This window comes from Streptomyces sp. NPDC048644 (assembly GCF_043199105.1).
In the GTDB taxonomy this organism is placed as follows: domain Bacteria; phylum Actinomycetota; class Actinomycetes; order Streptomycetales; family Streptomycetaceae; genus Streptomyces.
Map to the genome: position 1 here is coordinate 12,675 of NZ_JBICVO010000001.1, position 22,439 is coordinate 35,113.

A 22,439-nucleotide genomic window follows, 5' to 3' on the forward strand; every position below is an offset into this window, starting at 1 on the left:
CGGGTCACTTGCGCATGACCTCCGGTTCGTGGCGGCGCAGCAGCCGTGCCACGACGAAGGCGAGCGCCACTCCCAGCGCGATCAGGATGATCATGTCCATCGCGTAGACGCCGGGCTGGTGCTGCCACAGCGCGTCGGGGTTGGCGGGGGTGCCCTTGATCGGGTTGGCCGGCTCCCACGGCAGCAGCCTGTTCATGTCGGCGGTCGCGCCCATCGCGGCGACGGCCCAGCGCGACGGCATCAGCCAGGAGAGCTGCGCGACGCCGATCGTGTCGAACAGCTGGAAGAGCACGCCGGTGAAGACGACCTGGACGATGGCGAACATGACCAGCAGCGGCATGGTCTTCTCCGCGGTCTTGACCAGCGCGGAGATGACCAGCCCGAACATCATCGAGGTGAAGCCGAGCGCGATGACCGCCAGCGCCATCTCGACGGCGGGCAGGTGCTCCAGGATCACGCCCTCGCTCGGCATGTTCCGTGTGCAGAAGCCGATCACCGAGATGATCACGCCCTGGAAGGCCGTGACGACGCCCAGCACGATCACCTTGGACATCAGATACGCCGACCGCGACAGGCCGGTGGCCCGTTCGCGCTCGTAGATGACCCGTTCCTTGATCAGTTCTCGGACCGAGTTGGCCGCGCCGGAGAAGCACATACCGACCGCGAGGATCAGCATGATCGTGCTGGCGTCGCGGTTCGCGCCGTGCCGGCTGTCGGGACCGTACGCGAAGCCGTAGTCGCTGGGGATCAGGATCGAGACGACACCGAGCACCGCGGGCAGGATCACCATCAGCGCCAGGAAGCCGCGGTCGGACGCGAGCACCGAGACGTAGCGGCGCATCAGGGTCCACAGCTGCGAGCCCCAGCTCTGGGACTTCTGCATCCGGGCCGGCGGCGACTGGATCTGCACCGACTGCGCGGCGACGGCGTCGATGTCCGCCGCGTACATCTGGTAGTGCGGGGAGCCGCGCCAGCGGCCCATCCAGTCGTAGTCGCGGTAGTTCTCGAACGCCGAGAAGACGTCGGCCCAGGTGTCGTACTGGAAGAAGTTCAGCGCCTCCTCGGGCGGGCCGAAGTACGCCACCCCGCCGCCGGGCGCCATGACCAACAGCTTGTCGCAGATGGCGAGTTCGGCCACCGAGTGCGTGACGACCAGGACCGTGCGGCCGTCGTCGGCGAGGCCGCGCAGCAGCTGCATGACGTCGCGGTCCATGCCCGGGTCGAGTCCTGAGGTCGGCTCGTCCAGGAAGATCAGCGACGGCTTGGTCAGCAGCTCCAGGGCGACCGAGACGCGCTTGCGCTGGCCGCCGGAGAGCGAGGTGACCTTCTTGTCCTTGTGGATGTCCAGCTTCAGCTCGCGCAGCACCTCGTCGATGCGGGCCTCGCGCTCGGATTCCGCGGTGTCTCCGGGGAAGCGGAGCTTGGCGGCGTAGCGGAGTGCCTTCTGGACGGACAGCTCCTTGTGGAGGATGTCGTCCTGCGGGACCAGGCCGATGCGCTGACGCAGCTCGGCGAACTGCTTGTAGAGGTTCCGGTTGTCGTAGAGGACATCGCCCTGGTTGGCGGGCCGGTAGCCGGTCAGCGCCTTGAGCAGGGTCGACTTGCCGGAGCCCGACGGGCCGATGACGGCGATCAGCGACTTCTCGGGGACGCCGAAGGAGACGTCCTTGAGGATCTGCTTGCCGCCCTCGACGGTGACCGTCAGGTGCCGGGCGGAGAAGGAGACGTCACCGGTGTCGACGAACTCCTCAAGACGGTCGCCGACCAGCCGGAAGGTGGAGTGGCCGACGCCGATGATGTCGTGGGCGCCGATGACGGCGGTGCCGGACTTGGGGACCGGCTGGCCGTTGACGTAGGTGCCGTTGTGGCTGCCCAGGTCGCGGATCTCGAACCGGCCGTCCGGGGTGGCCCGGAACTCCGCGTGGTGGCGGGAGACCTGGAGGTCGGAGACGACCAGCTCGTTCTCCAGGGCACGGCCGATGCGCATCACCCGGCCGAGGTCCAGGCGGTGGAACGTGGTCGGGCTGCGGTCGCCGCCCTGCGGCGGGACGGCGCCGCCCGCGTTCGGGGCCAGGGCCTGCTGGGGCGGGACGTACGGCTGCTGTCCCTGGGGCGGCGGCCGGTGGCCGTGCGGGGCGGGCGGCTGGTGCGCGGGCGGCGCCTGGTGGCCGTGCTGCGGCGGGGCCATCGCGGGCTGCGCCTGATAGGCACCGGCGGCCGGCGCCGCGCCGCCCGACAGCGTCATCCGGGGACCGTCGGTGGCATTGCCCAGATGCACGACCGAGCCGGGGCCGATCTCCAGCTGCTGGATCCGCTGCCCCTGGGAGTACGTGCCGTTGGTACTGCCCTGGTCTTCGATGATCCAGCTGTGACCGGCCCATCGCACCGTGGCGTGGCGCCAGGAAACCCTGGCGTCGTCGAGGGCCACATCGCCCTGCGGATCACGGCCCACGATGTAGGACCTGGACGGGTCGAGAGTCCAGGTCCTTCCGTTCAATTCGAGTACGAGTTCAGGCACTCCATGCCCCATTACATAGTCCCCCGAGTGACGCCCTGTATGGGAATCCAGGGATGGCGAACATCGTGGGGAACTATTTCAGGCTCGGCCCTCGGACCGGAAACCGGGACGCGAGCGGGGCACACGTCCCGGCCGCCGGGACCGTCCGGCGGGCCGCGGGGTGACCGCGGGGTGCCCCTGGGGCAACCGTCAAACGTCGCCCCGGAGGCGAAACCGTGCACCCGGCGCGGCTCCCAGGAGGGGGCGGACACGAGTCGGTAACGATCAGTGCGGGGGCCGCCGGCCCGCCCCGCGCGGCCTCCGCAGGCCCCGCGGCCATCCGTACGGCGCGGGCCGGGGCCTGGGAGCCGTCCCGCCGGTCCGAACGACGGACACCTGTACGGTCGTCCGCGCCGGGCGGTTACCGTAAAGGCACCATGAGCGCATCGCAGACACCGCCTGCCACCGCCGTCATCGGCGATGACGTACCGACCCTTCTCGTGAAGATCTTCGGGAAGGACCGGCCCGGCATCACCGCAGGTCTCTTCGACACCCTCGCCGCCTACTCCGTCGATGTCGTGGACATCGAGCAGGTCGTGACCCGTGGCCGCATCGTGCTGTGCGCGCTGGTCACCGCCCCTTCGCACACCGAGGGGAGCAGCGGTGCGACCGAGGGTGACCTGAGGGCCACCGTGCACAGCTGGGCCGATTCGCTGGACCTCCAGGCCGAGATCATCTCCGGCCGGGGCGACAACCGGCCGCGCGGCACCGGCCGTTCGCACGTCACGGTGCTCGGGCATCCGCTGACCGCCGAGTCCACCGCCGCGATCACCGCCGCCATAACGTCCTGCGGCGGCAACATCGACCGCATCTTCCGGCTCGCCAAGTACCCGGTCACCGCTGTGGAGTTCGCGGTCTCGGGACCGGCGACGGAGGCGCTGCGCACCGTGCTGGCGCCGGAGGCCGCGATACTCGGCGTGGACGTCGCGGTGGTCTCCGCCGGCCTTCAGCGGCGTGCGCAGCGGCTGGTGGTCATGGACGTCGATTCGACGCTGATCCAGGACGAGGTCATCGAGCTGTTCGCGGCGCACGCGGGCTGCGAGGCGGAGGTCGCCGAGGTGACCGCCCAGGCGATGCGCGGCGAGCTGGACTTCGAGCAGTCGCTGCACGCCCGGGTCGCGCTGCTGGGCGGGCTCGACGCCTCCGTCGTGGAGACCGTGCGCAAGGAGGTGCGGCTCACGCCCGGCGCCCGCACCCTGGTGCGCACCCTCAAGCGGCTCGGCTACCAAGTCGGCGTGGTCTCCGGGGGGTTCACGCAGGTCACGGATGCGCTCCAGGACGAACTCGGGCTGGATTTCGCCTCCGCCAACACCCTGGAGATCAAGGACGGGAAGTTCACCGGCCGGGTCACGGGCGACATCGTGGACCGGGCGGGCAAGGCACGGCTGCTGCGCCGTTTCGCGGAGCAGGCGGGGGTGCCGCTGGCACAGACCGTCGCCATCGGGGACGGCGCCAATGACCTGGACATGCTCAACACAGCGGGTCTCGGGGTGGCGTTCAACGCCAAGCCGGTGGTGCGCGAGGCGGCGCACACCGCGGTGAACGTGCCGTTCCTGGACACCGTGCTCTATCTGCTCGGCATCACCCGCGAAGAGGTCGAGGCGGCGGACACCCACGCCGGCTGACGGCGCGGGCCCCGGGCCCCCGCCGGCCGCCCGCTCACCCAGGGGCGGGACGGACGCCGGGGGCCCGGTGCCTCACTCGTGCGGCGGCAGGTACGCGACGAGACGGCCGACGCCGTGCTCCACCGACTTCCACGAGCCGTTGAACTCGATGACGGCCATCGCCGCGGTCGGGAACCCCCCACGGTTGAGGCGGGGCAGCAGGTCACCATCGGCCTCGCCCGCCAGGGCGTCGGCGAGGGCGTGCATCCCCGGGTTGTGACCGACCACGAGCAGGTCGCGCACCTCGTCAGGGGTCTCGTTGAGCACGGCGATCAGCTCGCCCAGCGAGGCTTCGTACAGCCGCTCCTCGTAGACCGTCTTGGGGCGCTGCGGCAGCTCACCGACGAAGAGCTTCCATGTCTCGCGGGTGCGGGACGCGGTCGAGCACAAGGTCAGGTCGGGGGTGATCCCGGCTCCGGCCAGCCGTCGTCCGGCTGCGGGGGCATCCTTACGGCCGCGCTCGGCGAGCGGACGCTCGTGGTCGCTGTCCTGCGACCATTCGGCCTTGGCATGTCGAAGAAGGACAATCCGGCGAGGTGTATCGGCGCTCATGCGTCCCAGCTTCGCACGAAAGGCGGCGCGGGGCGCGGGGTGTTGAGGCGCTCCCTCCGCAGGGTGACGGCGTACACGCGCCGGCCTCAGGGGGTGGCGCCGACGAGCCGGGCGAGGACCTCCAGCAGCCGCGTGAGGCCCGGCGCGGCGGGCGCCGCACCCGCCGGGTCCGCGGCCCCCATGAGCGACAGCAGCACGACGAAGGAGACGACGGGCAGCCCCAGCGCCCACCACGGCAGCCGTATCCGCAGTCCACCGGCCTCGGGCGCGGAAGCGGACGAGCGGCGGGACGCGGCGGGCATGGGATCGCCTCCGTGACGGATCGAAGGACGCGCCGTGGCGGGCGGCGCGCACCACCGCGGTGCGGTGTTCTTCGAAACTACAAAGCCGCGGCGGCCATTCCCATCCGGGAAGCCACCCACTCACCCCTGACGCCCACCCCCTAGGGGACGGTGGGGACAGCCCCACCCGGGCCGGTCACCCGGGCCGACCGCCCCGGGACCGCCGCCCGGGGCCACCCCGGGACCACCGCCCCGGGAACGCCGTGGACGAGCGGCCCGGCACCGGGAACCCGCCCCACGAACGTCTAAGGCGCCGCGATACTCGCGATGACGGCGATGAGGATGGTCACGCCGAGCATCGCGCCCAGCACGATGAGCAGCTTCTTCTGGCTGCCCTGCGGATTCGGTTCGAGCACTGGCATGGGCCCAGTGTCGCACTCACCTCTCGTCCTCGATCCGGCGGTCCCGGCCTGCCAGCACCCCCACCGCGATCTGCGGCACCATCAGCCCCGCCATCAGGGCGATCGGCGCGCCCCAGCCCCCGCTGTGCTGGTAGAGGGTGCCCACCAGCAGCGGCCCGGGGATCGAGATCAGATAGCCGACGCTCTGGGCGAAGGCGGAGAGCTTGACGACGCCTGCGGAGCTGGTCGCCCGCATCCCGATCATCGTCAGGGCCAGCGGGAAGGCGCAGTTGGAGACGCCCATGAGCAGCGCCCAGGCCCAGGCACCCGAGGCCGGGGCGAGCCACAGGCCCGCGTATCCGGCCAGGCCGCAGAGGCCGAGCCCGGCGGCGAGCGGGCCCTGGTGCCGCATCCGTGCGGCCAGCCGCGGCAGGACGAAGGAGAGCGGCACGCCCATCGCCATCGTGACGGCGAGCAGCACCCCCGCGGTACCGGCGGAGACCCCGGCGTCGCGGAAGATCTGCGGCATCCACCCCATGGTGATGTACGCGGCGGTGGCCTGGAGGCCGAAGAAGACCGCCAGCGCCCAGGCGGTCGGCGACGAGGTGATCCGTATCGGCCGCTCTTCGGGGTGCGCGGCGGCGCCCGTGGCCGGCCGGGGCACGGCGGGGCCGGAGCGCAGGGCCGCGATCCAGGGGAGGACGGCGACGGCGGCGAGCACCGCCCAGACGGCCAGGCCGAGCTGCCAACTGCCGCCCAGCGCCGAGGTCATGGGGACCGTGACGGCGGCGGCCAGGGACGTGCCGAGGGCCAGGGCCATGGAGTAGAGGCCGGTCATCGCGCCGACCCGGTCGAGGAAGCGGCTCTTGATGACCACCGGGAGCAGGACGTTGCTGACCGCGATGCCGGCCAGGGCGAGCGCGCTGGCCGCCAGGAAGCCCGCGGTGCCGCCGGCGAACGGCCGGACCACGACGCCGGCGGCGATCGCCGCCATGCCCGCGCAGACGATGGCGCCGGGGCCCCAGCGCCTGGCCAGGCGGGGCGCCGCGATGCCGAAGGCGGCGAAGCACAGCGCGGGGACGGAGGTCAGCAGTCCGGCGACGGTGCCGCTCATGCCGAGGCCGTCGCGGACCTCTTCCATGAGGGCGCCGAGGCTGGTGATGGCGGGGCGGAGGTTGAGCGCGGCGAGGACCAGACCGACGATCAGGATCCGGGCGGGCCAGGGCGAACCGGCCGTCGGCACCGTGCCGTCCGGCCCGGGACGGGCGGCGTCCGCGGCCTCGGAGCGGACCGCCTCCGGTGGGGTCGTGCCACGTGGTGCGGGCTCGGCGGCGCCGACGGTCGCCAGGTCTTCGTCTGCCATGGCGTCATCATAGAATCATAGGATGAATGCCTGTCCAGCCGAATCCGGTGGCCCCGGCGGCCGGATCCCCGTCGCACGGCCGGGCGTCCCGGCGGCCCCGGGACGACACCTCCAGGAGGACCGGCCGCCGCCCCTCCCCGGACCTGCCGGGCCCGCCGTCCCCCTCCCCGTCCCGTCCGAGCCCCCGGGAGCGCAGCCATGCCACTGACCTCACCCCACCGTTCCGCGCTGGCGGACCAGGTGATCGCGCAGCTGCGCGCCCAGATCACCTCCGGCGAATGGCCGGTGGGCTCCCGCATCCCGACCGAACCCGAGCTGGTCGGGCAGCTGGGCGTGGCCCGCAACACCGTCCGTGAGGCCGTGCGGGCGCTGGCACACAACGGGCTGCTGGACATCCGGCAGGGCTCGGGCACCTACGTCGTGGCGACCAGCGAGCTGGCCGGGGTGATGAACCGCAGGTTCGCCGACGCCGACCCCGGGCACGTGGCCGAGCTGCGCAGCGCGCTGGAGGCGGAGGCGGCCAGGCTCGCCGCCCACCGCCGTACCCCGCAGGACCTGCGGCAGATCGACACCCTGCTGGAACGCCGCGAGAGCGCCTGGGAGTCCGGGGCCGCCGCCGCGTTCGTCGAGGCGGACGCGAGGCTGCACACAGCGGTGATCGCGGCGTCCCACAACGAGGTCCTGGCGGAGCTGTACGCCGATCTCGGGGGCGTGCTGCGCGACTTCCTGCGCGCGGACGTCGGCGAGGAGCTGCGTCCGGAGGCGCGGATGGATCACGCGCGCCTGGTGGAGGCGATCCGCAGCGGGGACGGCGAGCGGGCCGCCGCCGAGGCAAGCGCCCATCCCTTCGGCTGCCGGCTGACGATGCCGGGCCGCGGCGCCTGACGCGGCACCGGGGCGTGCGATTCCGGAAGCCCCTCCCCGGGGCCGCCGGTCCGGCCCGGTAACGCGCACTGCCCGCCCCGGCGGACCGGGACGGGCAGTACGGATGCGCTACGGCCTAGGCCGCCTGAGAGGTCAGGCGCCCATCATGTGCACGCCGCCGTCGACGTGCACGATCTCGCCTGTGGTGCGCGGGAAGAAGTCGGACAGCAGCCCGACGACGCCGCGGCCGGCCGGCTCCGGGTCGGCGAGGTCCCAGCCGATCGGGGCGCGGTGGTTCCACACGTCCGCCAGCTCCTCGAAGCCGGGGATCGACTTGGCGGCCATCGACTTGATCGGGCCCGCCGAGATCAGGTTGCAGCGGATGCCCTTGGCGCCCAGGTCACGCGCCAGGTAGCGGTTGGTGCTCTCCAGCGCCGCCTTGGCCACGCCCATCCAGTCGTACTTGGGCCAGGCGATCTGCGCATCGAAGGTCATGCCGACGACCGAGCCGCCGTGCTCCATGAGCGGCAGGCAGGCCATGGTCAGCGACTTGTAGGAGTACGCCGACACCTGCACCGCGGTGCCGACGTCCGACCACTCCGCCTCCAGGAAGTTGAAGGCGCCCTGCGGACCGAAGGCGATGGAGTGCACGATGCCGTCGAGGCGGGCGTCCTCACCCTGGTGCTCGCGGATCTTGTCGGCGAGCCCGTCCAGGTGCTCCTGGTTGGTGACGTCCAGCTCGATCACCGGCGCGGGCTTGGGCAGCCGCTTGGCGATCCGCTCCACGAGCGAGAGCCGGCCGAAGCCGGTGAGGATGACCTCGGCGCCTTCGTTCTGGGCGACCTTGGCCGCCTGGAACGCGATCGACGACTCGGTCAGCACGCCCGTGACCAGGATGCGCTTGCCTGCAAGGATTCCACTCATGCTGATCAGTGCCCCATGCCCAATCCGCCGTCGACAGGAATGACGGCTCCGGTGATGTACGCGGCCTCGTCGGAGGCCAGGAAGCGGACCGAGGCGGCGATCTCCTCGGGCTGCGCGTAGCGCGCAAGCGGCACCTGCTTCACGATGCCTGCCCGCTGCTCATCGGTGAGCGCGCGGGTCATGTCGGTGTCGACGAAGCCGGGTGCGACGACGTTGACGGTGATGTTACGGCTGCCCAGCTCCCGGGCGAGCGAACGCGCGAAGCCCACCAGGCCCGCCTTGGACGCGGCGTAGTTCGCCTGGCCCGCGGAGCCCAGCAGGCCGACCACGGACGAGATCAGCACGACCCGGCCCTTGCGGGCCCGCAGCATGCCGCGGTTGGCGCGCTTGACCACCCGGAACGTGCCGGTGAGGTTGGTTTCGACGACCGAGGTGAAGTCCTCTTCGGACATCCGCATCAGCAGCTGGTCGCGGGTGACGCCGGCGTTGGCCACCAGCACCTCGACCGTGCCGTGCTTCTCCTCGATCTCCTTGTACGCCTGCTCTACCTGCTCACTGTCCGTGATGTCGCACTTCACGGCCAAAAACCCCTCGGGGGGCTCGCCCGATCGGTAGGTGATGGCGACCTTGTCGCCGGCCTCGGCGAAGGCGCGGGCAATGGCGAGACCAATGCCACGGTTGCCTCCGGTGACCAGAACCGAGCGGCTCACGAGATCACCCTTTCCGTTTCCTGTCCGTCCTGCGTTCGGTACGAAACTATCGGTCACCGGGCCCGGAAGGGGAATCGAGGCGGACAGGGGCGCCGCGCCGTCACTGTCAGGTCCCTACAGAAAACACCGCCCGCTCCCCCGCCGCACGGCTCCCGGCCGCCGGCCGCCCGCTCCCTGGGCCCGGCGGGCCGCGCAGGGCATGATGCAGGCGCCGACTACGGGAGGACGCCGTGCCTGCTGCACCCCATGCCCTTGACGAGACGTTTACGGTGCTGCCGTTGCGCGCACTGGCCGATGCCGCGCTGGCGCGGGCCCGCGCACTGGGCGCCGAACACGCCGGCTTCCGCCTGGAGAGGGTGCGCAGCGCCACCTGGCGGCTGCGCGACGCCCGGCTGTCCGGGTCGTCCGACAGCACCGACCTCGGGTACGCGGTCCGGGTGGTGCACGGCGGCGCCTGGGGGTTCGCCTCCGGGGTGGACCTGACGATGGACGCGGCGGCCCGGGTGGCGTCCCAGGCGGTGGCGATGGCGAAGCTGTCCGCCAAGGTGACCGCGGCGGCCGGTTCCCGGGAGCGGGTGGAGCTGGCCGATGAGCCCGCGTACCCGGACCGCACCTGGATCTCCTCGTACGAGGTCGACCCGTTCGCGGTACCGGACGCGGAGAAGACCGGGCTGCTGGCGGAGTGGAGCGGACGGCTGCTGGCCGCGCCCGGTGTCACGCACGCGGACGCCTCGGTGCTGACCGTCCAGGAGAACAAGTTCTACGCCGACTCGGCAGGGACCTGCACCACCCAGCAGCGGGTACGGCTGCACCCCCAGCTGACCGCGGTCGCGGTGGATCAGGCGACCGGCGACTTCGACGCGATGCGCACCCTCGCGCCGCCGGTCGGCCGTGGCTGGGAGTACCTGACGGACGGCCGCTACGACTGGGACGGCGAACTGGCGGCCCTTCCGGAGCAGCTCGCCGAGAAGATGCGCGCACCGACGGTCGAGGCCGGCGCCTACGACCTGGTGGCCGACCCCTCCAACCTGTGGCTGACGATCCACGAATCGGTCGGGCACGCCACCGAACTCGACCGGGCGCTGGGGTACGAAGCGGCGTACGCGGGCACCTCGTTCGCCACCTTCGACCAGCTGGGGAAGCTGGCGTACGGCTCCGAGCTGATGAACGTGACCGGCGACCGCACCGCCGAGCACGGGCTCGCCACCGTCGGCTACGACGACGAGGGAGTGGCCGCGCAGTCCTGGGACCTGATCCGGGACGGCACCCTGGTCGGCTACCAACTCGACCGCAGGATCGCCAGGTTGACGGGCCTGGGCCGCTCCAACGGCTGCGCGTACGCGGACTCACCCGGCCACGTCCCGGTCCAGCGGATGGCCAACGTCTCCCTGGAGCCCGCACCGGACGGGCCGTCGACCGAGCAGCTGATCGCCGGTGTCGAGCGCGGCATCTACGTCGTCGGCGACCGCTCGTGGTCGATCGACATGCAGCGGTACAACTTCCAGTTCACCCAGCAGAGGGCCTACGCGATCCGGAACGGGCGCCTTCGCGGGCAGCTCCGGGATGTTGCCTATCAGGGAAGCACCACCGGCTTCTGGGGGTCGCTGGAAGGCTTGGGCGGACCCCAGACCTACGTCCTGGGAGGCGCCGTCAACTGCGGAAAGGGCCAGCCGGGGCAGATCGCGGCGGTCTCCCACGGGTGCCCTTCGGCGGTGTTCCGGAACGTGAACATCCTCAACACGACTGCGGAGTCCGGGCGTTCGTGATCCGGCACCTCTCAGGCCCCTAGGTCACCACGGGGCCGACACGCCGGCACGCACTCGTCCGGGTGCATTCGCGTCCGCGAGGGGTGCGGAGAGTTCGGCTTGGGGACGAAGATGCCGCGACCGAATACCGAACTTTCAGGAGAATTCTGGTATGGGCATGCAGGAAGCAGGCATCGGCGACACCGACCACACACTGATGGACCTGGCCGATCAGGAGTTGGTGCGGGATCCCTTCACCTCGTACGCGCGCATCGGTGAGCCCGACGGACCGATGGTGCGCGGGTGCATGCCAGGCGTCGACCCGATGTGGGTGGCCACCCGGCACGACGACATCCGTACCGTCATGAGCGACCCCCGCTTCACCATCGACGCCACGACCGTCCCCGGCGCGCCGGTGGCACACCGCACCGAGCAGACCTGGCAGGCCCGCGGCATGCACGCGGACCACGAGAAGTACCTGCGCGCCGGGATCTTCGACGCGGACGGCGCCGACCACCGCCGTCTGCGCGGCCTGGTGACCGCCGCGTTCTCCCCCGGCCGCGTGGCCGCGCTGCGCCCCCGGATCGACGCCATCGCCGCCCAACTCCTGGACCGTTTACCGGAACACGCCGAGGACGGCGTCGTCGACCTCGTCGAGCACTTCGCCCGTCCGCTGCCCATCACCGTCATCTGCGAACTCATCGCCGTCCCCGAAGCCGACCGCGACCGCTGGCGCGCCCGCAGCGCCACGCTGACCGCAGGCACCTGCGGTGACGAACTCGGCGACGCGCTCGCCGGCATGGTCGACGACGCCCACACCCTCATCGCCACCCACACCGCCCACCCCGGCAACGACCTCATCTCCGACCTGCTCGACCCCCACCGCCACGACCGGCTGAGCACCGACGAACTCGTCGCCCTCATCACCAACCTCGTCGTCGCCGGGCACATCACCACCGTCAATCTCATCGCCAACGGCACCGAAGCGCTCCTCGCCCATCCCGGCCAACTCGCCCTGCTGCGCGAGGACCCCGCGCTCATGCCGTACGCCGTCGACGAGCTGATGCGCTACTGCGGCCCCGTCGTGCGCGCGCTGCCCCGCTACGCCACCTGCGACACCACCCTCGGCAACACTCCGGTACGCGCCGGCGAAGCCGTCCTCCCGATCGTGTCGGCGGCCAACCGCGACCCGGCGGCCTTCACCGACCCCGGCCGCCTCGACCTCGCCCGCACCCGCCGTGGCCGCGAGCCCCACGTCGGATTCGGGCACGGCGCCCACCGCTGCCTCGGCGCCCACCTCGCCCAGGAGGAGACCGCCGCCGCCCTGACCGCCCTGCTCGACCGCTTCCCCGACCTGCGCCTCGCCACCGGCCCTGAGCACCTGCAACGCGGCAACAACCCCGTCAACTGGCACCTGAAGGCCCTTCCCGTGCGCCTGTGACCTGATGAGAGCCCGCCCCCTCGGGCCTCACCCTGATGGGTGGGGCCCTCTTCCTTGCACCCACCGGCACCGCACCCGCTCGGTAGGCTCTGCTCCCAGGTCGACACCACGTCCTCAACACCTCGCAGGAGGACCGCCGATGAGCCCCCGTTCGATGAGTTCGCGCAGCGGCGCACCGCACGAGATCGTCGAACGGGCCCTGGAGCTGTCACGGGCCGACGGCTGCGTGGTCATCGCCGACGAGCACTCCGGCGTCAACCTGCGCTGGGCGGGCAACGCGCTCACCACCAACGGCGTCACCCGCGGCCGTACGGTCACGGTCGTCGCGACGGTGGACGGCGCGCGGGGCACGGCCTCCGGTGTCGTGACCCGGTCGGCGGTGACCACGGACGACCTGGAGCCGCTGGTACGGGCGGCGGAGGCGGCGGCGCGCGAGTCGGGGCCAGCCGAGGACGCGCAGCCGCTGGTCGGCGGCGGGGCTCAGGACGCCGCCTTCACCGCGGCGCCCGCCACGACCTCGCCCGAGGTGTTCGCCGCCTTCGCGCCGGCGCTCGGCGAGGCGTTCCGGCAGGCCGGGGCCGGCGGACGTGCGCTGTACGGCTTCGCGCAGCACGGCGTCGTCTCGTCGTACCTGGGCACATCGGCCGGGCTGCGGCTGCGGCACGACCAGCCGACCGGGACGCTGGAGGTGAACGCGAAAACGGCGGGTTCCGGGGCGGGCGCGGCCCGTTCGGCGTGGGTGGGCCGGGCCACCCGCGACTTCACCGACGTCGACCCGGTGGCGCTGGACGCGGAGCTGGCCGGGCGGCTGGCCCGGTCCGGGCGGCGGGTCGAACTGCCCGCCGGGCGGTACGAGACGCTGCTGCCGCCGACCGCCGTCGCCGATCTGCTGATCCACCAGCTGTGGTCGTCGGCGGCCCGGGACGCGGCCGAGGGCCGTACGGTCTTCTCCCGGCCCGAGGACGCCGCCGCGGCGGGGGCGCGTCCCGGGGCGGGCACCCGGGTGGGCGAGCGGCTGTCCGCGCTGCCGCTGACCCTGCGCAGCGATCCGCGGGCCGCGGGCCTCGAATGCGCCCCGTTCGTGCTGGCGCACGCCTCCGGCGACGACGCCTCCGTCTTCGACAACGGGCTGCCGCTGACGGCCACCGACTGGGTGCGCGAGGGCGTGCTCCACCAGCTGCCGACCACCCGGCACAGCGCCGCGCTGACCGGGCTCCCGGTGGCACCCGGCATCGACAACCTCCTTCTGGAGGGCGGCGGTTCGCGTTCGCTGGACGAGATGGTGGCGGCGAGCGGCCACGACGGGCCCGCGCTGCTGCTGACCTGCCTGTGGTACATCCGCGAGGTGGATCCGGCGACGCTGCTGCTGACCGGGCTGACCCGGGACGGCGTCTATCTGGTGGAGCGGGGCGAGGTCGTCGGCGAGGTCAACAACTTCCGCTTCAACGAGTCGCCGGTGGATCTGCTGGGGCGCGCGACGGAGGCGGGCCGGACCGAGCGCACCCTGCCGCGCGAGTGGAGCGACGACTTCACGCGGGCCGCGATGCCGGCGCTGCGCATCCCGGACTTCCACATGAGTTCGGTCAGCCACGGCGTGTGAACGGGCCGCCCCCGCCGGGGAGGCGAGGGCGGTGTACGGACAGCGAATAGACTGTCCCCTTGTCCTCCCCTTCGGGAACCACAACCGATCAGGAACGCCATGACACGCCTCGGCGAATCCGTCGCCCGCGCCACGACCCTGCTCTCCGCCGATCTCTCCTCGGACGCGACCGTCCAGGAGCTGCTCCAGGAGACGGGCGCCCGGCGCTATCTCGACCTGACGGACCTGCCCGCCAAGGAACAGGCCGCGCTGATCGCGGCCCGTACGGTCGAGGTCCTGCCCGGTGTGGACAAGCTGGCCGAGCGGATCGAGGAGCGCCGCGCGGCAGGCGGTGGCCTGCACATCAAGCTGGGCATCGACCCGACCGCGACCGACGTGCACCTCGGGCACGCCGTGCCGCTGATCATCCTCAGCCGGTTCCAGCGCCTCGGCCACGACGTCACGCTGATCATCGGTGACTTCACCGCCAAGATCGGCGACCCGTCGGGCCGTACCGCCGAGCGTCCGCCGCTGACCGACGACGACATCGCGAACAACCTCGCCACCTACCGCGAGCAGGTGCGCCCGTTCTTCGACTTCGAGAACGTCAGCTTCCGGCAGAACAGCGAGTGGCTGGCGCCGTACACCTTCCCCGAGCTGCTGTCGCTGCTCTCGCAGGTACCGGCGTCCCAGCTGCTGCAGCGCGAGGACTTCCGCAACCGTCTCGCGGCCGGCTCCGGGCTGACCATGACCGAGCTGCTGTACCCGATCGCGCAGGGCCTGGACTCGGTGGCGCTGGGGTGCGACGTGGAGCTGGGCGGCTCCGACCAGCTGCTCAACCTCCAGATGGGCCGCAAGCTGATGGAGCTGCGCGGGCAGCAGCCGCAGCTGGTCGTCACGATGCCGCTGATCGAGGGCACGGACGGCACCGGCGCCAAGATGTCCAAGTCCAAGGGCAACTACGTCGGTCTCAGCGCGTCGGCCGACGACGTCTTCGGCAAGATCATGTCGGTCCCCGACCGGCTGATGGAGCCGTACCTCAAGGCGTGGACGGAGTGGACGGACGAGGAGATCACGCTCGTACTCGGCCGGGTCGCCGCGCGTTCGCTGCACCCGATGGACCTCAAGAAGATCCTGGCGGGCGAGGTCGTGACGGCGCTGTACGGCCTGGAGGCGGCGATGGCCGCGCGGGCCGGGTTCGTCGCCCAGTTCTCCAAGAAGTCGTTCACGGACGTCGAGTCGCTGCCGGTCGTCGACGTCGCCGCGCACGGCACGGAGACGGTGGCCGTCGTGCTCACGAAGGTCCTGGAGTTCACGCCGAGCGCATCGGCGGCCCGGCGGCTGGCGAAGCAGAACGCGCTGCGGCTGGTCGTCGAGGGCGCCGAAGGACAGCAGACGGTGGTGCTCGCCGAGGCCGACTCGGCACGTCCGCTGGCCGATGTGCTCGCCGAGCAGGTGGCGGGCGACGGCGCCGTCTACCTCAAGGCAGGGCGCAAGCTCGCCAGGCTCGACGGCCGCTGACCCTCGGGGAGCGGCACGGCAGGCAGCCGGACGGCCGGTGCGCGTTCTTCGCGCACCGGCCGTTTCCGTACGCCGACGGAGTGTGCGTACCGCGCCGGCGTACCGGCCCGGGGCCGGCACCGGGACCGCGGTGGACGCGACCTACACGGTCTTCTTCCGGTTGCCGCGCAGGGCGACCCAGAGGCGGTCCCCCACCGCGACGATGACGATCGCGCCGGCCAGCTGGAGCAGGTGGCGGATCCAGTCGATGCCCTTGGTGTCCTCCACGCCGATGCCGGTCGCCACCCAGTTGCCCAGGACGCTGCCGAGCATTCCGAAGATCACGGTCAGCCAGAGCGGGATCTGCTGCTTGCCCGGGATGATGGCCTTGGCGATCAGGCCCAGAATCAGGCCCAGGATGATGGCCCACAACCAATTCATGTCGCCTCCTCCGGCACGGACGGAGCACGGACCGTGCCCCGCCAGTGTCGCGCCGCTTCGCGTACGCCGCACGCCGGAGCCCGGTGTACGCCGTGCGCAGGGTGCCGGCCGCGCACCCGATGGCACGCCCCGGTCTCGTACCGGGCGCACCCGCGGCGTACCGTGGGAGCGACCGGAACCGGGGAGAATCCGGCATGACCGACCAGGTGGTGGAACGTGATGCGGAAGCAGAGCAGCGTCGAGACCTTCCGGATCACGGGGGCCCGGCAGGGACTGTCCGACGATGTGCGGGGACGGCAGCGGCGCTATGTGATCTCGATGGTGGTACGGACGGTGGCCGTGGTGCTCACCGTCGTGCTCTGGAACATCGAGCGGCCCATCGCGATCGCGACGCTGGTGCTGGGCTTCGGACTGCCGTACGTGGCGGTCGTCATCGCCAACGCGGGCCGGGAGAACGTGCCTTCGCTTCCTTCGACGTTCGTCATGGCGCCGGCCCGTCCGGCGCTGGCGCCCGGCGGCGGTGACCGCGCCGCGGAGCCGGTAGCGGAACCCGGGCAGGCGGACGCGAAGGACCCGCGCACCGGCCGTAGTTGAGCGTCGGGCGCTTCGGAAGCTCAAGGGAAGCTCAGATCAACTCGGAGCAATCCTGCGGATCCAGTGCACCTGCCCCACCCTCGCGTGACATACTGCGTGTGCGCTCCGCATCCCCCGTCGGAGCGATGGACCGACGCCGGGCGGCTCCCCCCGTGGCTGCCCGGCGTCGCCCTGTCCGGCTTGTGCCGTACGGGAGTTGGCGGGCCTGCCGGTGCCGCGCGGTACGGGACGTAGGGTTGAGGCTGTGAACTCCCCTGATCTTCCGGACTCCACCGAGAGCGCCGTCATCTGCTCGGCCAAGGGCTGCCGCGCCGCCGCGGTGTGGGTGCTGGCCTGGAACAACCCGAAGCTGCACACTCCCGACCGCCGCAAGACCTGGCTTGCCTGCGAGGAGCACCGGGAGCATCTGTCGCAGTTCCTGGACGTGCGCGGCTTCCTCAAGGACGTGGTGACGCTGGAGGATTGGGAGTCATCGGCCTCCGGGAGCTGAACCGGCGGCGCAGTTGCCCGCCCGGCGCGTGACCGCCTGCCTGCGGTGCGGGCGGGCTCAGCCGCCGATCGCCGACATGGGCCGCTCGGGCTGGAGGAAGGACGGGTCGTCGAGCCCGGAGCCGGCCTTCTTGCCCCACATCGCGAGCTTCCATATGCGGGCGATCTCGGCATCCGGCGCGTCCGAGCGCAGCGCCGCGCGCAGATCGGTCTCCTCGGTGGCGAACAGGCAGGTCCGCACCTGTCCGTCGGCGGTCAGGCGGGTGCGGTCGCAGGCCCGGCAGAACGGGCGGGTGACCGAGGCGATGACGCCGACGCGGTGCGGCCCTTCGTCCACGATCCAGCGTTCGGCGGGCGCGGCGCCGCGCTTCTCCGCGTCTTCGGGGGTCAGCGTGAAGCGGGTGCGCAGCGAAGCGAGGATGTCGCCCGCGGTGATCATGCCGTCGCGCTTCCAGCCGTGCTGGGCGTCGAGCGGCATCTGCTCGATGAAGCGGAGTTCGTAGGAGTTCTCCATGGCCCAGGCGAGCAGGTCGGGGGCCTCGTCGTCGTTGAGTCCCGGCATCAGGACGGTGTTGACCTTGACCGGGGTCAGTCCGGCGGCGCGGGCGGCGGCCAGGCCGCGCAGTACGTCGTCGTGGCGCTTGCGGCGGGTCATGGTCCGGAAGACGTCCGGGCGGAGGGTGTCGAGGGAGACGTTGACGCGGTCCAGGCCGGCGGCGCGGAGGGCGGCGGCGGTGCGTTCCAGTCCGATGCCGTTGGTGGTCAGCGACATCCGGGGGCGGGGGGTGAGGGCGGCGACGCGTTCGACGATGCCGGTCAGGCCGGGGCGGAGCAGGGGTTCGCCGCCGGTGAAGCGGACCTCGTCGATGCCCAGCTCGGTCACCGCGATGCGGATGAGCCGGACGATCTCGTCATCGGTGAGCAGGTCGGGCTTGGCCAGCCATTGCAGGCCCTCCTCCGGCATGCAGTACGTGCACCGCAGGTTGCAGCGGTCGGTGAGCGATACGCGTAGGTCGGTGGCCACCCGACCGTAGGTGTCGATGAGCACGAGACCCCCTCCCCGGTTCGGATCAATACTCTTCGAGACTACGCGATGGGGGTGACAGCGAGGGGGCGTGAGAAGCACGAGGTGAGCGGGGCGCCGTCGTAGATCTCTACGATGCCGCCCCGCCCGGTTGCCGTGCGGATGCGCGGTGTGCTCCGGGAGCGCCGGTGGTTCAGTGCGCTCCGGTGCCGGTCAGCGAACGCACCTCCAGTTCGGCGTACTTCTTCGCGTCGGGCTCCTCCTTGGAGAGGCGGGATCCCAGCCAGCCGAGGAGGAAGCCCAGCGGGATGGAGAGCAGGCCCGGGTTCTCCAGCGGGAAGAAGTGGAAGTCCACGCCGGGGAACATCGAGGTCTCGGCGCCGGAGACGACCGGGGAGAACAGCACGAGGACGACGGACGAGAACAGGCCGCCGTAGATGGACCACAGGGCGCCCCGGGTGGTGAACCGCTTCCAGAACAGGCTGTAGAGCAGCGTCGGGAGGTTGGCCGACGCGGCGACGGCGAAGGCGAGCGCGACCAGCCCCGCGACGTTCAGGCCGCGGGCGAAGACACCGAGGACGATGGCGGCGGCGCCGATGCCGACGGTCGCCCAGCGGGCCGCGCGGACCTCTTCCTTCTCGGTGGCCTTGCCCTTGCGGATGACGTTCACGTACAGGTCGTGCGCGAAGGACGAGGACGAGGCGAGGGTGAGTCCGGCGACCACCGCGAGGATGGTGGCGAAGGCGACCGCGGAGATGACGGCGAGCAGGATCGCGCCGCCGGTGGAGCCGGGGCCGCCGCCGATCTGCTGGGCGAGCAGCGGCGCCGCGGTGTTGCCCGCCTTGTTGGACGCGGTGATCGTGGCGGGCTTGATGAGGGCGGCGGCGCCGAAGCCCAGCGCGATGGTCATCAGGTAGAAGACGCCGATGATGCCGATCGCCCAGTTCACGGACTTCCGGGCGGCCTTGGCCGTGGGGACGGTGTAGAAGCGGATCAGGATGTGCGGCAGTCCTGCGGTGCCGAGCACCAGGGCGATGCCCAGGGAGATGAAGTCGATCTTCGAGGTGGCGGTCACGCCGTACTTGAGTCCCGGCTCCAGGAAGGCGGCGCCCTTGCCACTGTTCTCGGCGGCGGCGCCGAGCAGCGAGGAGATGTTGAAGTGGAACTTCAGCAGCACCAGGAACGTGATCAGCAGGGTGCCGGCGATCAGCAGCACCGCCTTGACCATCTGGACCCAGGTGGTGCCCTTCATGCCGCCGATGGAGACGTACAGGATCATCACGATGCCGACGAGGACGACGACGAGGATCTTGCCGGTCTCGCTGGTGATGCCGAGCAGCAGGGTGACCAGAGCGCCGGCGCCGGCCATCTGCGCGAGCAGGTAGAAGATCGAGACGACGATGGTGGAGACGCCGGCCGCGGTGCGCACCGGGCGCTGGCGCATCCGGAAGGCGAGGACGTCGCCCATGGTGAAGCGGCCGGAGTTGCGCAGCGGTTCGGCGACCAGGAGGAGGGCGACGAGCCAGGCGACGAGGAAGCCGATGGAGTAGAGGAAGCCGTCGTATCCGGAGAGCGCGATGGCGCCCGCGATGCCCAGGAAGGACGCCGCCGACATGTAGTCGCCCGAGATGGCCAGGCCGTTCTGGAAGCCGCTGAACTGACGGCCGCCCGCGTAGAAGTCCTCGGCGTTCCTGGTCTGGCGGCCGGCCCAGACGGTGATCCCGAGGGTGGCGGCGACGAAGACGGCGAAGAGGCTGACGATCAGGGTGCGGTGCTCGCCCGCGCCGCCGGCGGCGAGGTGGAGGGCGAGCGGCTGCTGTGTGAGGTTCATGCGTCGCCCTCCAGGCGCTTCTTGATGGCCTGGGCCCTGGGGTCGATCCGGGCCGCCGCGTGGCGGGAGTACCACCAGGCGATGAGGAAGGTGGTGAGGAACTGGGCGAGGCCGAGGACGAGGGCGACGTTGATGTGGCCGAGCACCTTGAGCGCCATGAAGCCGCCCGCGTAGCTCGACAGCAGGACGTAGGCGAGGTACCAGGCGATGAAGGCGACCGTGAGCGGGAAGGCGAACGAGCGGTGGGCGTGGCGCAGTTCGGCGAACTCGCCACTGGCCTGCACCTCGGTGAAGGGGTACGGGACGCCGTCGGGGCCCGCTTCGGTGCGGGACGGCTGGACGCTGTCTGCAGATGCCGCGCCGGGCGGCGGCTGATGCGGCCCGGGGCCGGGGGGCGGTGCGCTGCTCACGGGTTCTCCTGACACGGGGTGACCGCCGGCGGAACGACGACGGAGGACAGGCAAGTGACGTGGATCACGCATCGTAGAGGTGCGGCCACGGATTTCAACAGGGGCCGATGGTTGAATTCCGTGACCAATGGGCCGGCCGGCCGCCACCGCCCGGCGCGCGGTTCGTTGTGCCGGATGTGAATCCGCCGCCGTATCCGCCCCGCCCGCAGCCTTCCCCTCCCGGGCGCCGCCCGTTCGGCAGCGTGCGGCTGCCGGCCCCGCTGTCCGTCGATCCGCCGGCGCCCCGACGGCAGGGCGCGGGCCCTGGCCGCTGGTACGGCCCGCGCGTCCCGCTGCCCCCGCTGAGTATCGGCGCGCTGCGCCGGGGCTGCTGACCCGGCGGCAAGTCAACCCCGCCGCCGGGTTTTTGACCTTTCCATGGCGCACTCCGGTGATCGCCGATAACTTCACCGTCAGATCTCCGCCCGCACGCGACCCGCGCGCGGGCGGTCTCACGGATGAGGTGGAGTCCCCATGGCACATCCCCGATCCAGACGGTTGCGGGCGCTGGCCCTGCCGCTCGGCCTGGCGCTGACCGCGTCGCTCGGCTTCCTCCCGCAGGCGGCCACCGCCGCCTCGCAGGGTGCCGCCCCGGCCGCCGCGGCACCGGCCGGCGGCCCGCTGCTGTCGTACGTCGTGAACACCACGCCCGGCCGCGCCACGGTCGGCAGGGTGACGCAGGAGATAGCCAGGGCCGGAGGAAAGGTGGTCACCGCCCATGAGCGCATCGGCGTGATCGTCGTCCACTCGGCCGCTCCGCGGTTCGCCGCCACCATGCGGGGCGTCAGGGGCGTGCAGTCGGCGGGCGCGACCCGTACCGCGCCGCTCAAGCCGTCCGGCACCACCGACACCGGCAGGCCGCAGAAGGTGGAGCTGACCGATGACCGGGTCGCGGCGGCGGGCGCGGCGGCGAGGGCGCGCGGCGACGAGCCGCTGGAGCCGCTCCAGTGGGACCTGCCCGCCATCGGGGCTGACCGGGCCGCGACGGTGGATCCCGGCAGCAGGAAGGTCACCGTCGCCGTCATCGACACCGGGGTGGACGACACCCATCCGGACCTGAAGGCGAACTTCTCGGCACGGCAGTCCGCCAACTGCGTGGGCGGCGTCGCCGACACCTCCCCGGGGTCCTGGCGCCCGTACGACCCGGAGAGCGACTACCACGGCACGCATGTCGCCGGCACCATCGCGGCGGCCCGCAACGGTGTCGGTGTGGCGGGGGTCGCCCCCGGCGTGAAGGTCTCGGCCATCAAGGTCAGCGAGCCGGGGACCAGCCTGTTCTACGCGGAGAGCGTCGTCTGCGCCTTCGTCTTCGCGGCCGACCACGGTGTCCAGGTCACCAACAACAGCTATTACGTGGATCCGTGGATGTTCGCGTGCAAGGACGACGCCGACCAGGCGGCCATCGTCGACGCGGTGGGCAGGGCGGCGAAGTACGCCGAGCGCAGGGGCGCGGTCAACGTCGCGGCGGCAGGCAACGCCGACCTCGACCTGGCGGCATCGAAGCTCACCGACACCGGCAGCCCGAACGACTCGACGCCCACCACCCGCACCGTCGACCCGAAGACCTGCTGGGACGTGCCCACCCAGCTGCCGGGCACGGTGACCGTCGCGGCGACCGGCGTGCAGCGCCTCAAGTCGGGTTACTCGAACTACGGCCTCGGCCGGATCGATGTGGCGGCCCCGGGCGGCGACTCGGCGCAGGTGCCCGAACTGCCCGCCAAGAACGGCAACATCCTCTCCACCGTGCCGGGCGGCGACTGGGCCTACCTGGCGGGGACGTCGATGGCCTCCCCGCACGTCGCGGGTGTCGTGGCGCTGCTGCGGAGCACGCACCCCGATTCCGGCCCGCAGGAGATCCAGTGGCTGCTCAAGCAGCAGGCGGACAACCCGGGGTGCCCCGCGGGTGACGCCGGCTGCACCGGCACGAAGCACGTCAACAGCCACTTCGGCTACGGCATCGTCGACGCGCTGGACGCGGTCCTGAAGTAGCGCACGCCGCGGGCCCGTCGGCCGGGGAAGGCCGCCGGGCC

20 protein-coding genes are annotated in these 22,439 nt (G+C 71.7%); 9 read left to right on the forward strand and 11 right to left on the reverse strand.

Going from position 1 to position 22,439, the window contains the following annotated elements; genetic code table 11:
- Positions 1-4 precede the first annotated feature (4 nt).
- The gene (locus tag ACGFNI_RS00075; protein ID WP_393679092.1) at positions 5-2,530 is read right to left on the reverse strand and encodes an FHA domain-containing protein; all 2,526 of its coding nucleotides are present in this window, start codon (positions 2,528-2,530) and stop codon (positions 5-7) included.
- 404 nt (positions 2,531-2,934) lie between these two features.
- On the opposite strand from ACGFNI_RS00075, the gene serB reads away from it, so the two are divergent.
- Positions 2,935-4,182 carry a phosphoserine phosphatase SerB gene (gene serB, locus ACGFNI_RS00080; RefSeq protein WP_393679094.1) on the forward strand — a complete coding sequence of 416 codons (1,248 nt, stop codon included), beginning with the start codon at positions 2,935-2,937 and terminating at the stop codon, positions 4,180-4,182.
- 72 nt (positions 4,183-4,254) lie between these two features.
- Here the strand turns inward: serB and ACGFNI_RS00085 are convergent, their stop codons facing one another.
- From ACGFNI_RS00085 to ACGFNI_RS00100, 4 genes are all read right to left on the reverse strand, one after another.
- A complete protein-coding gene (locus ACGFNI_RS00085) occupies positions 4,255-4,773 on the reverse strand; it encodes a SixA phosphatase family protein (RefSeq protein ID WP_393679095.1) in 519 nt (172 codons plus the stop codon).
- 86 nt (positions 4,774-4,859) lie between these two features.
- Positions 4,860-5,075, reverse strand: a complete 216-nt coding sequence (locus ACGFNI_RS00090) for a hypothetical protein (RefSeq protein ID WP_393679097.1) — start codon at positions 5,073-5,075, stop codon at positions 4,860-4,862.
- 284 nt (positions 5,076-5,359) lie between these two features.
- The gene (locus tag ACGFNI_RS00095) at positions 5,360-5,476 is read right to left on the reverse strand and encodes an SGM_5486 family transporter-associated protein (RefSeq protein ID WP_264482503.1); all 117 of its coding nucleotides are present in this window, start codon (positions 5,474-5,476) and stop codon (positions 5,360-5,362) included.
- A 16-nt stretch (positions 5,477-5,492) separates the two neighbouring features.
- Entirely contained in the window at positions 5,493-6,818 is a 1,326-nt protein-coding gene (locus tag ACGFNI_RS00100; protein ID WP_393679099.1) for a CynX/NimT family MFS transporter, read from the reverse strand.
- A gap of 198 nt (positions 6,819-7,016) precedes the next feature.
- Between ACGFNI_RS00100 and ACGFNI_RS00105 the strand changes: the two genes are divergently transcribed.
- Positions 7,017-7,703, forward strand: a complete 687-nt coding sequence (locus ACGFNI_RS00105; protein WP_393679100.1) for a FadR/GntR family transcriptional regulator — start codon at positions 7,017-7,019, stop codon at positions 7,701-7,703.
- A 132-nt stretch (positions 7,704-7,835) separates the two neighbouring features.
- Here ACGFNI_RS00105 and fabI read toward each other — a convergent pair whose 3' ends face one another.
- Entirely contained in the window at positions 7,836-8,606 is a 771-nt protein-coding gene (fabI, locus tag ACGFNI_RS00110) for an enoyl-ACP reductase FabI (protein WP_393679102.1), read from the reverse strand.
- A 5-nt stretch (positions 8,607-8,611) separates the two neighbouring features.
- Positions 8,612-9,316, reverse strand: a complete 705-nt coding sequence (gene fabG / locus ACGFNI_RS00115) for a 3-oxoacyl-[acyl-carrier-protein] reductase (protein WP_227045850.1) — start codon at positions 9,314-9,316, stop codon at positions 8,612-8,614.
- Between the two features lie 230 nt (positions 9,317-9,546).
- Between fabG and ACGFNI_RS00120 the strand changes: the two genes are divergently transcribed.
- The 4 genes from ACGFNI_RS00120 to tyrS all read left to right on the forward strand — a co-directional run bounded on the left by ACGFNI_RS00120 (position 9,547) and on the right by tyrS (position 15,602).
- The gene (locus tag ACGFNI_RS00120; RefSeq protein WP_393679104.1) at positions 9,547-11,082 is read left to right on the forward strand and encodes a TldD/PmbA family protein; all 1,536 of its coding nucleotides are present in this window, start codon (positions 9,547-9,549) and stop codon (positions 11,080-11,082) included.
- Between the two features lie 151 nt (positions 11,083-11,233).
- Positions 11,234-12,502 carry a cytochrome P450 gene (locus ACGFNI_RS00125; protein ID WP_393679106.1) on the forward strand — a complete coding sequence of 423 codons (1,269 nt, stop codon included), beginning with the start codon at positions 11,234-11,236 and terminating at the stop codon, positions 12,500-12,502.
- 139 nt (positions 12,503-12,641) lie between these two features.
- On the forward strand, positions 12,642-14,102 hold the full coding sequence (locus ACGFNI_RS00130; protein WP_393679107.1) for a metallopeptidase TldD-related protein: 1,461 nt from the start codon (positions 12,642-12,644) through the stop codon (positions 14,100-14,102).
- Between the two features lie 99 nt (positions 14,103-14,201).
- A complete protein-coding gene (gene tyrS, locus ACGFNI_RS00135; RefSeq protein ID WP_393679108.1) occupies positions 14,202-15,602 on the forward strand; it encodes a tyrosine--tRNA ligase in 1,401 nt (466 codons plus the stop codon).
- Between the two features lie 141 nt (positions 15,603-15,743).
- On the opposite strand, the gene ACGFNI_RS00140 is transcribed toward tyrS, so the two are convergent.
- Positions 15,744-16,022 carry a GlsB/YeaQ/YmgE family stress response membrane protein gene (locus ACGFNI_RS00140; RefSeq protein WP_393679109.1) on the reverse strand — a complete coding sequence of 93 codons (279 nt, stop codon included), beginning with the start codon at positions 16,020-16,022 and terminating at the stop codon, positions 15,744-15,746.
- Positions 16,023-16,241: 219 nt separating this feature from the next.
- On the opposite strand from ACGFNI_RS00140, the gene ACGFNI_RS00145 reads away from it, so the two are divergent.
- Together ACGFNI_RS00145 and ACGFNI_RS00150 are read left to right on the forward strand one after the other, a co-directional pair.
- Complete coding sequence (locus ACGFNI_RS00145; protein ID WP_393679110.1) at positions 16,242-16,616, forward strand: DUF3099 domain-containing protein; 375 nt, start codon at positions 16,242-16,244, stop codon at positions 16,614-16,616.
- A 244-nt stretch (positions 16,617-16,860) separates the two neighbouring features.
- On the forward strand, positions 16,861-17,106 hold the full coding sequence (locus ACGFNI_RS00150; RefSeq protein ID WP_393679112.1) for a hypothetical protein: 246 nt from the start codon (positions 16,861-16,863) through the stop codon (positions 17,104-17,106).
- Between the two features lie 57 nt (positions 17,107-17,163).
- Here the strand turns inward: ACGFNI_RS00150 and moaA are convergent, their stop codons facing one another.
- The 3 genes from moaA to ACGFNI_RS00165 form a co-directional block, all read right to left on the reverse strand.
- Positions 17,164-18,153: a GTP 3',8-cyclase MoaA gene (gene moaA, locus ACGFNI_RS00155; protein ID WP_393679114.1), complete on the reverse strand. Its 990-nt coding sequence runs from the start codon at positions 18,151-18,153 to the stop codon at positions 17,164-17,166.
- 169 nt (positions 18,154-18,322) lie between these two features.
- On the reverse strand, positions 18,323-19,960 hold the full coding sequence (locus tag ACGFNI_RS00160; RefSeq protein WP_393679116.1) for a cation acetate symporter: 1,638 nt from the start codon (positions 19,958-19,960) through the stop codon (positions 18,323-18,325).
- The gene (locus ACGFNI_RS00165; RefSeq protein ID WP_393679118.1) at positions 19,957-20,370 is read right to left on the reverse strand and encodes a DUF485 domain-containing protein; all 414 of its coding nucleotides are present in this window, start codon (positions 20,368-20,370) and stop codon (positions 19,957-19,959) included. Before ACGFNI_RS00165 ends, ACGFNI_RS00160 begins: the two co-directional genes overlap by 4 nt.
- A gap of 513 nt (positions 20,371-20,883) precedes the next feature.
- On the opposite strand from ACGFNI_RS00165, the gene ACGFNI_RS00170 reads away from it, so the two are divergent.
- Entirely contained in the window at positions 20,884-22,398 is a 1,515-nt protein-coding gene (locus ACGFNI_RS00170) for a S8 family serine peptidase (protein WP_393679119.1), read from the forward strand.
- Positions 22,399-22,439 lie beyond the last annotated feature (41 nt).

Bases quoted from the DNA above. Each gene is read 5' to 3' on its own strand.
- ACGFNI_RS00075 (WP_393679092.1), bottom strand. From the start codon at position 2,530: ATGGGGCATGGAGTGCCTGAACTCGTACTCGAATTGAACGGAAGGACC.
- serB (WP_393679094.1), top strand. From the start codon at position 2,935: ATGAGCGCATCGCAGACACCGCCTGCCACCGCCGTCATCGGCGATGAC.
- ACGFNI_RS00085 (WP_393679095.1), bottom strand. From the start codon at position 4,773: ATGAGCGCCGATACACCTCGCCGGATTGTCCTTCTTCGACATGCCAAG.
- ACGFNI_RS00090 (WP_393679097.1), bottom strand. From the start codon at position 5,075: ATGCCCGCCGCGTCCCGCCGCTCGTCCGCTTCCGCGCCCGAGGCCGGT.
- ACGFNI_RS00095 (WP_264482503.1), bottom strand. From the start codon at position 5,476: ATGCCAGTGCTCGAACCGAATCCGCAGGGCAGCCAGAAGAAGCTGCTC.
- ACGFNI_RS00100 (WP_393679099.1), bottom strand. From the start codon at position 6,818: ATGGCAGACGAAGACCTGGCGACCGTCGGCGCCGCCGAGCCCGCACCA.
- ACGFNI_RS00105 (WP_393679100.1), top strand. From the start codon at position 7,017: ATGCCACTGACCTCACCCCACCGTTCCGCGCTGGCGGACCAGGTGATC.
- fabI (WP_393679102.1), bottom strand. From the start codon at position 8,606: ATGAGTGGAATCCTTGCAGGCAAGCGCATCCTGGTCACGGGCGTGCTG.
- ACGFNI_RS00125 (WP_393679106.1), top strand. From the start codon at position 11,234: ATGGGCATGCAGGAAGCAGGCATCGGCGACACCGACCACACACTGATG.
- ACGFNI_RS00130 (WP_393679107.1), top strand. From the start codon at position 12,642: ATGAGCCCCCGTTCGATGAGTTCGCGCAGCGGCGCACCGCACGAGATC.
- tyrS (WP_393679108.1), top strand. From the start codon at position 14,202: ATGACACGCCTCGGCGAATCCGTCGCCCGCGCCACGACCCTGCTCTCC.
- ACGFNI_RS00140 (WP_393679109.1), bottom strand. From the start codon at position 16,022: ATGAATTGGTTGTGGGCCATCATCCTGGGCCTGATTCTGGGCCTGATC.
- ACGFNI_RS00145 (WP_393679110.1), top strand. From the start codon at position 16,242: ATGCGGAAGCAGAGCAGCGTCGAGACCTTCCGGATCACGGGGGCCCGG.
- ACGFNI_RS00160 (WP_393679116.1), bottom strand. From the start codon at position 19,960: ATGAACCTCACACAGCAGCCGCTCGCCCTCCACCTCGCCGCCGGCGGC.
- ACGFNI_RS00170 (WP_393679119.1), top strand. From the start codon at position 20,884: ATGGCACATCCCCGATCCAGACGGTTGCGGGCGCTGGCCCTGCCGCTC.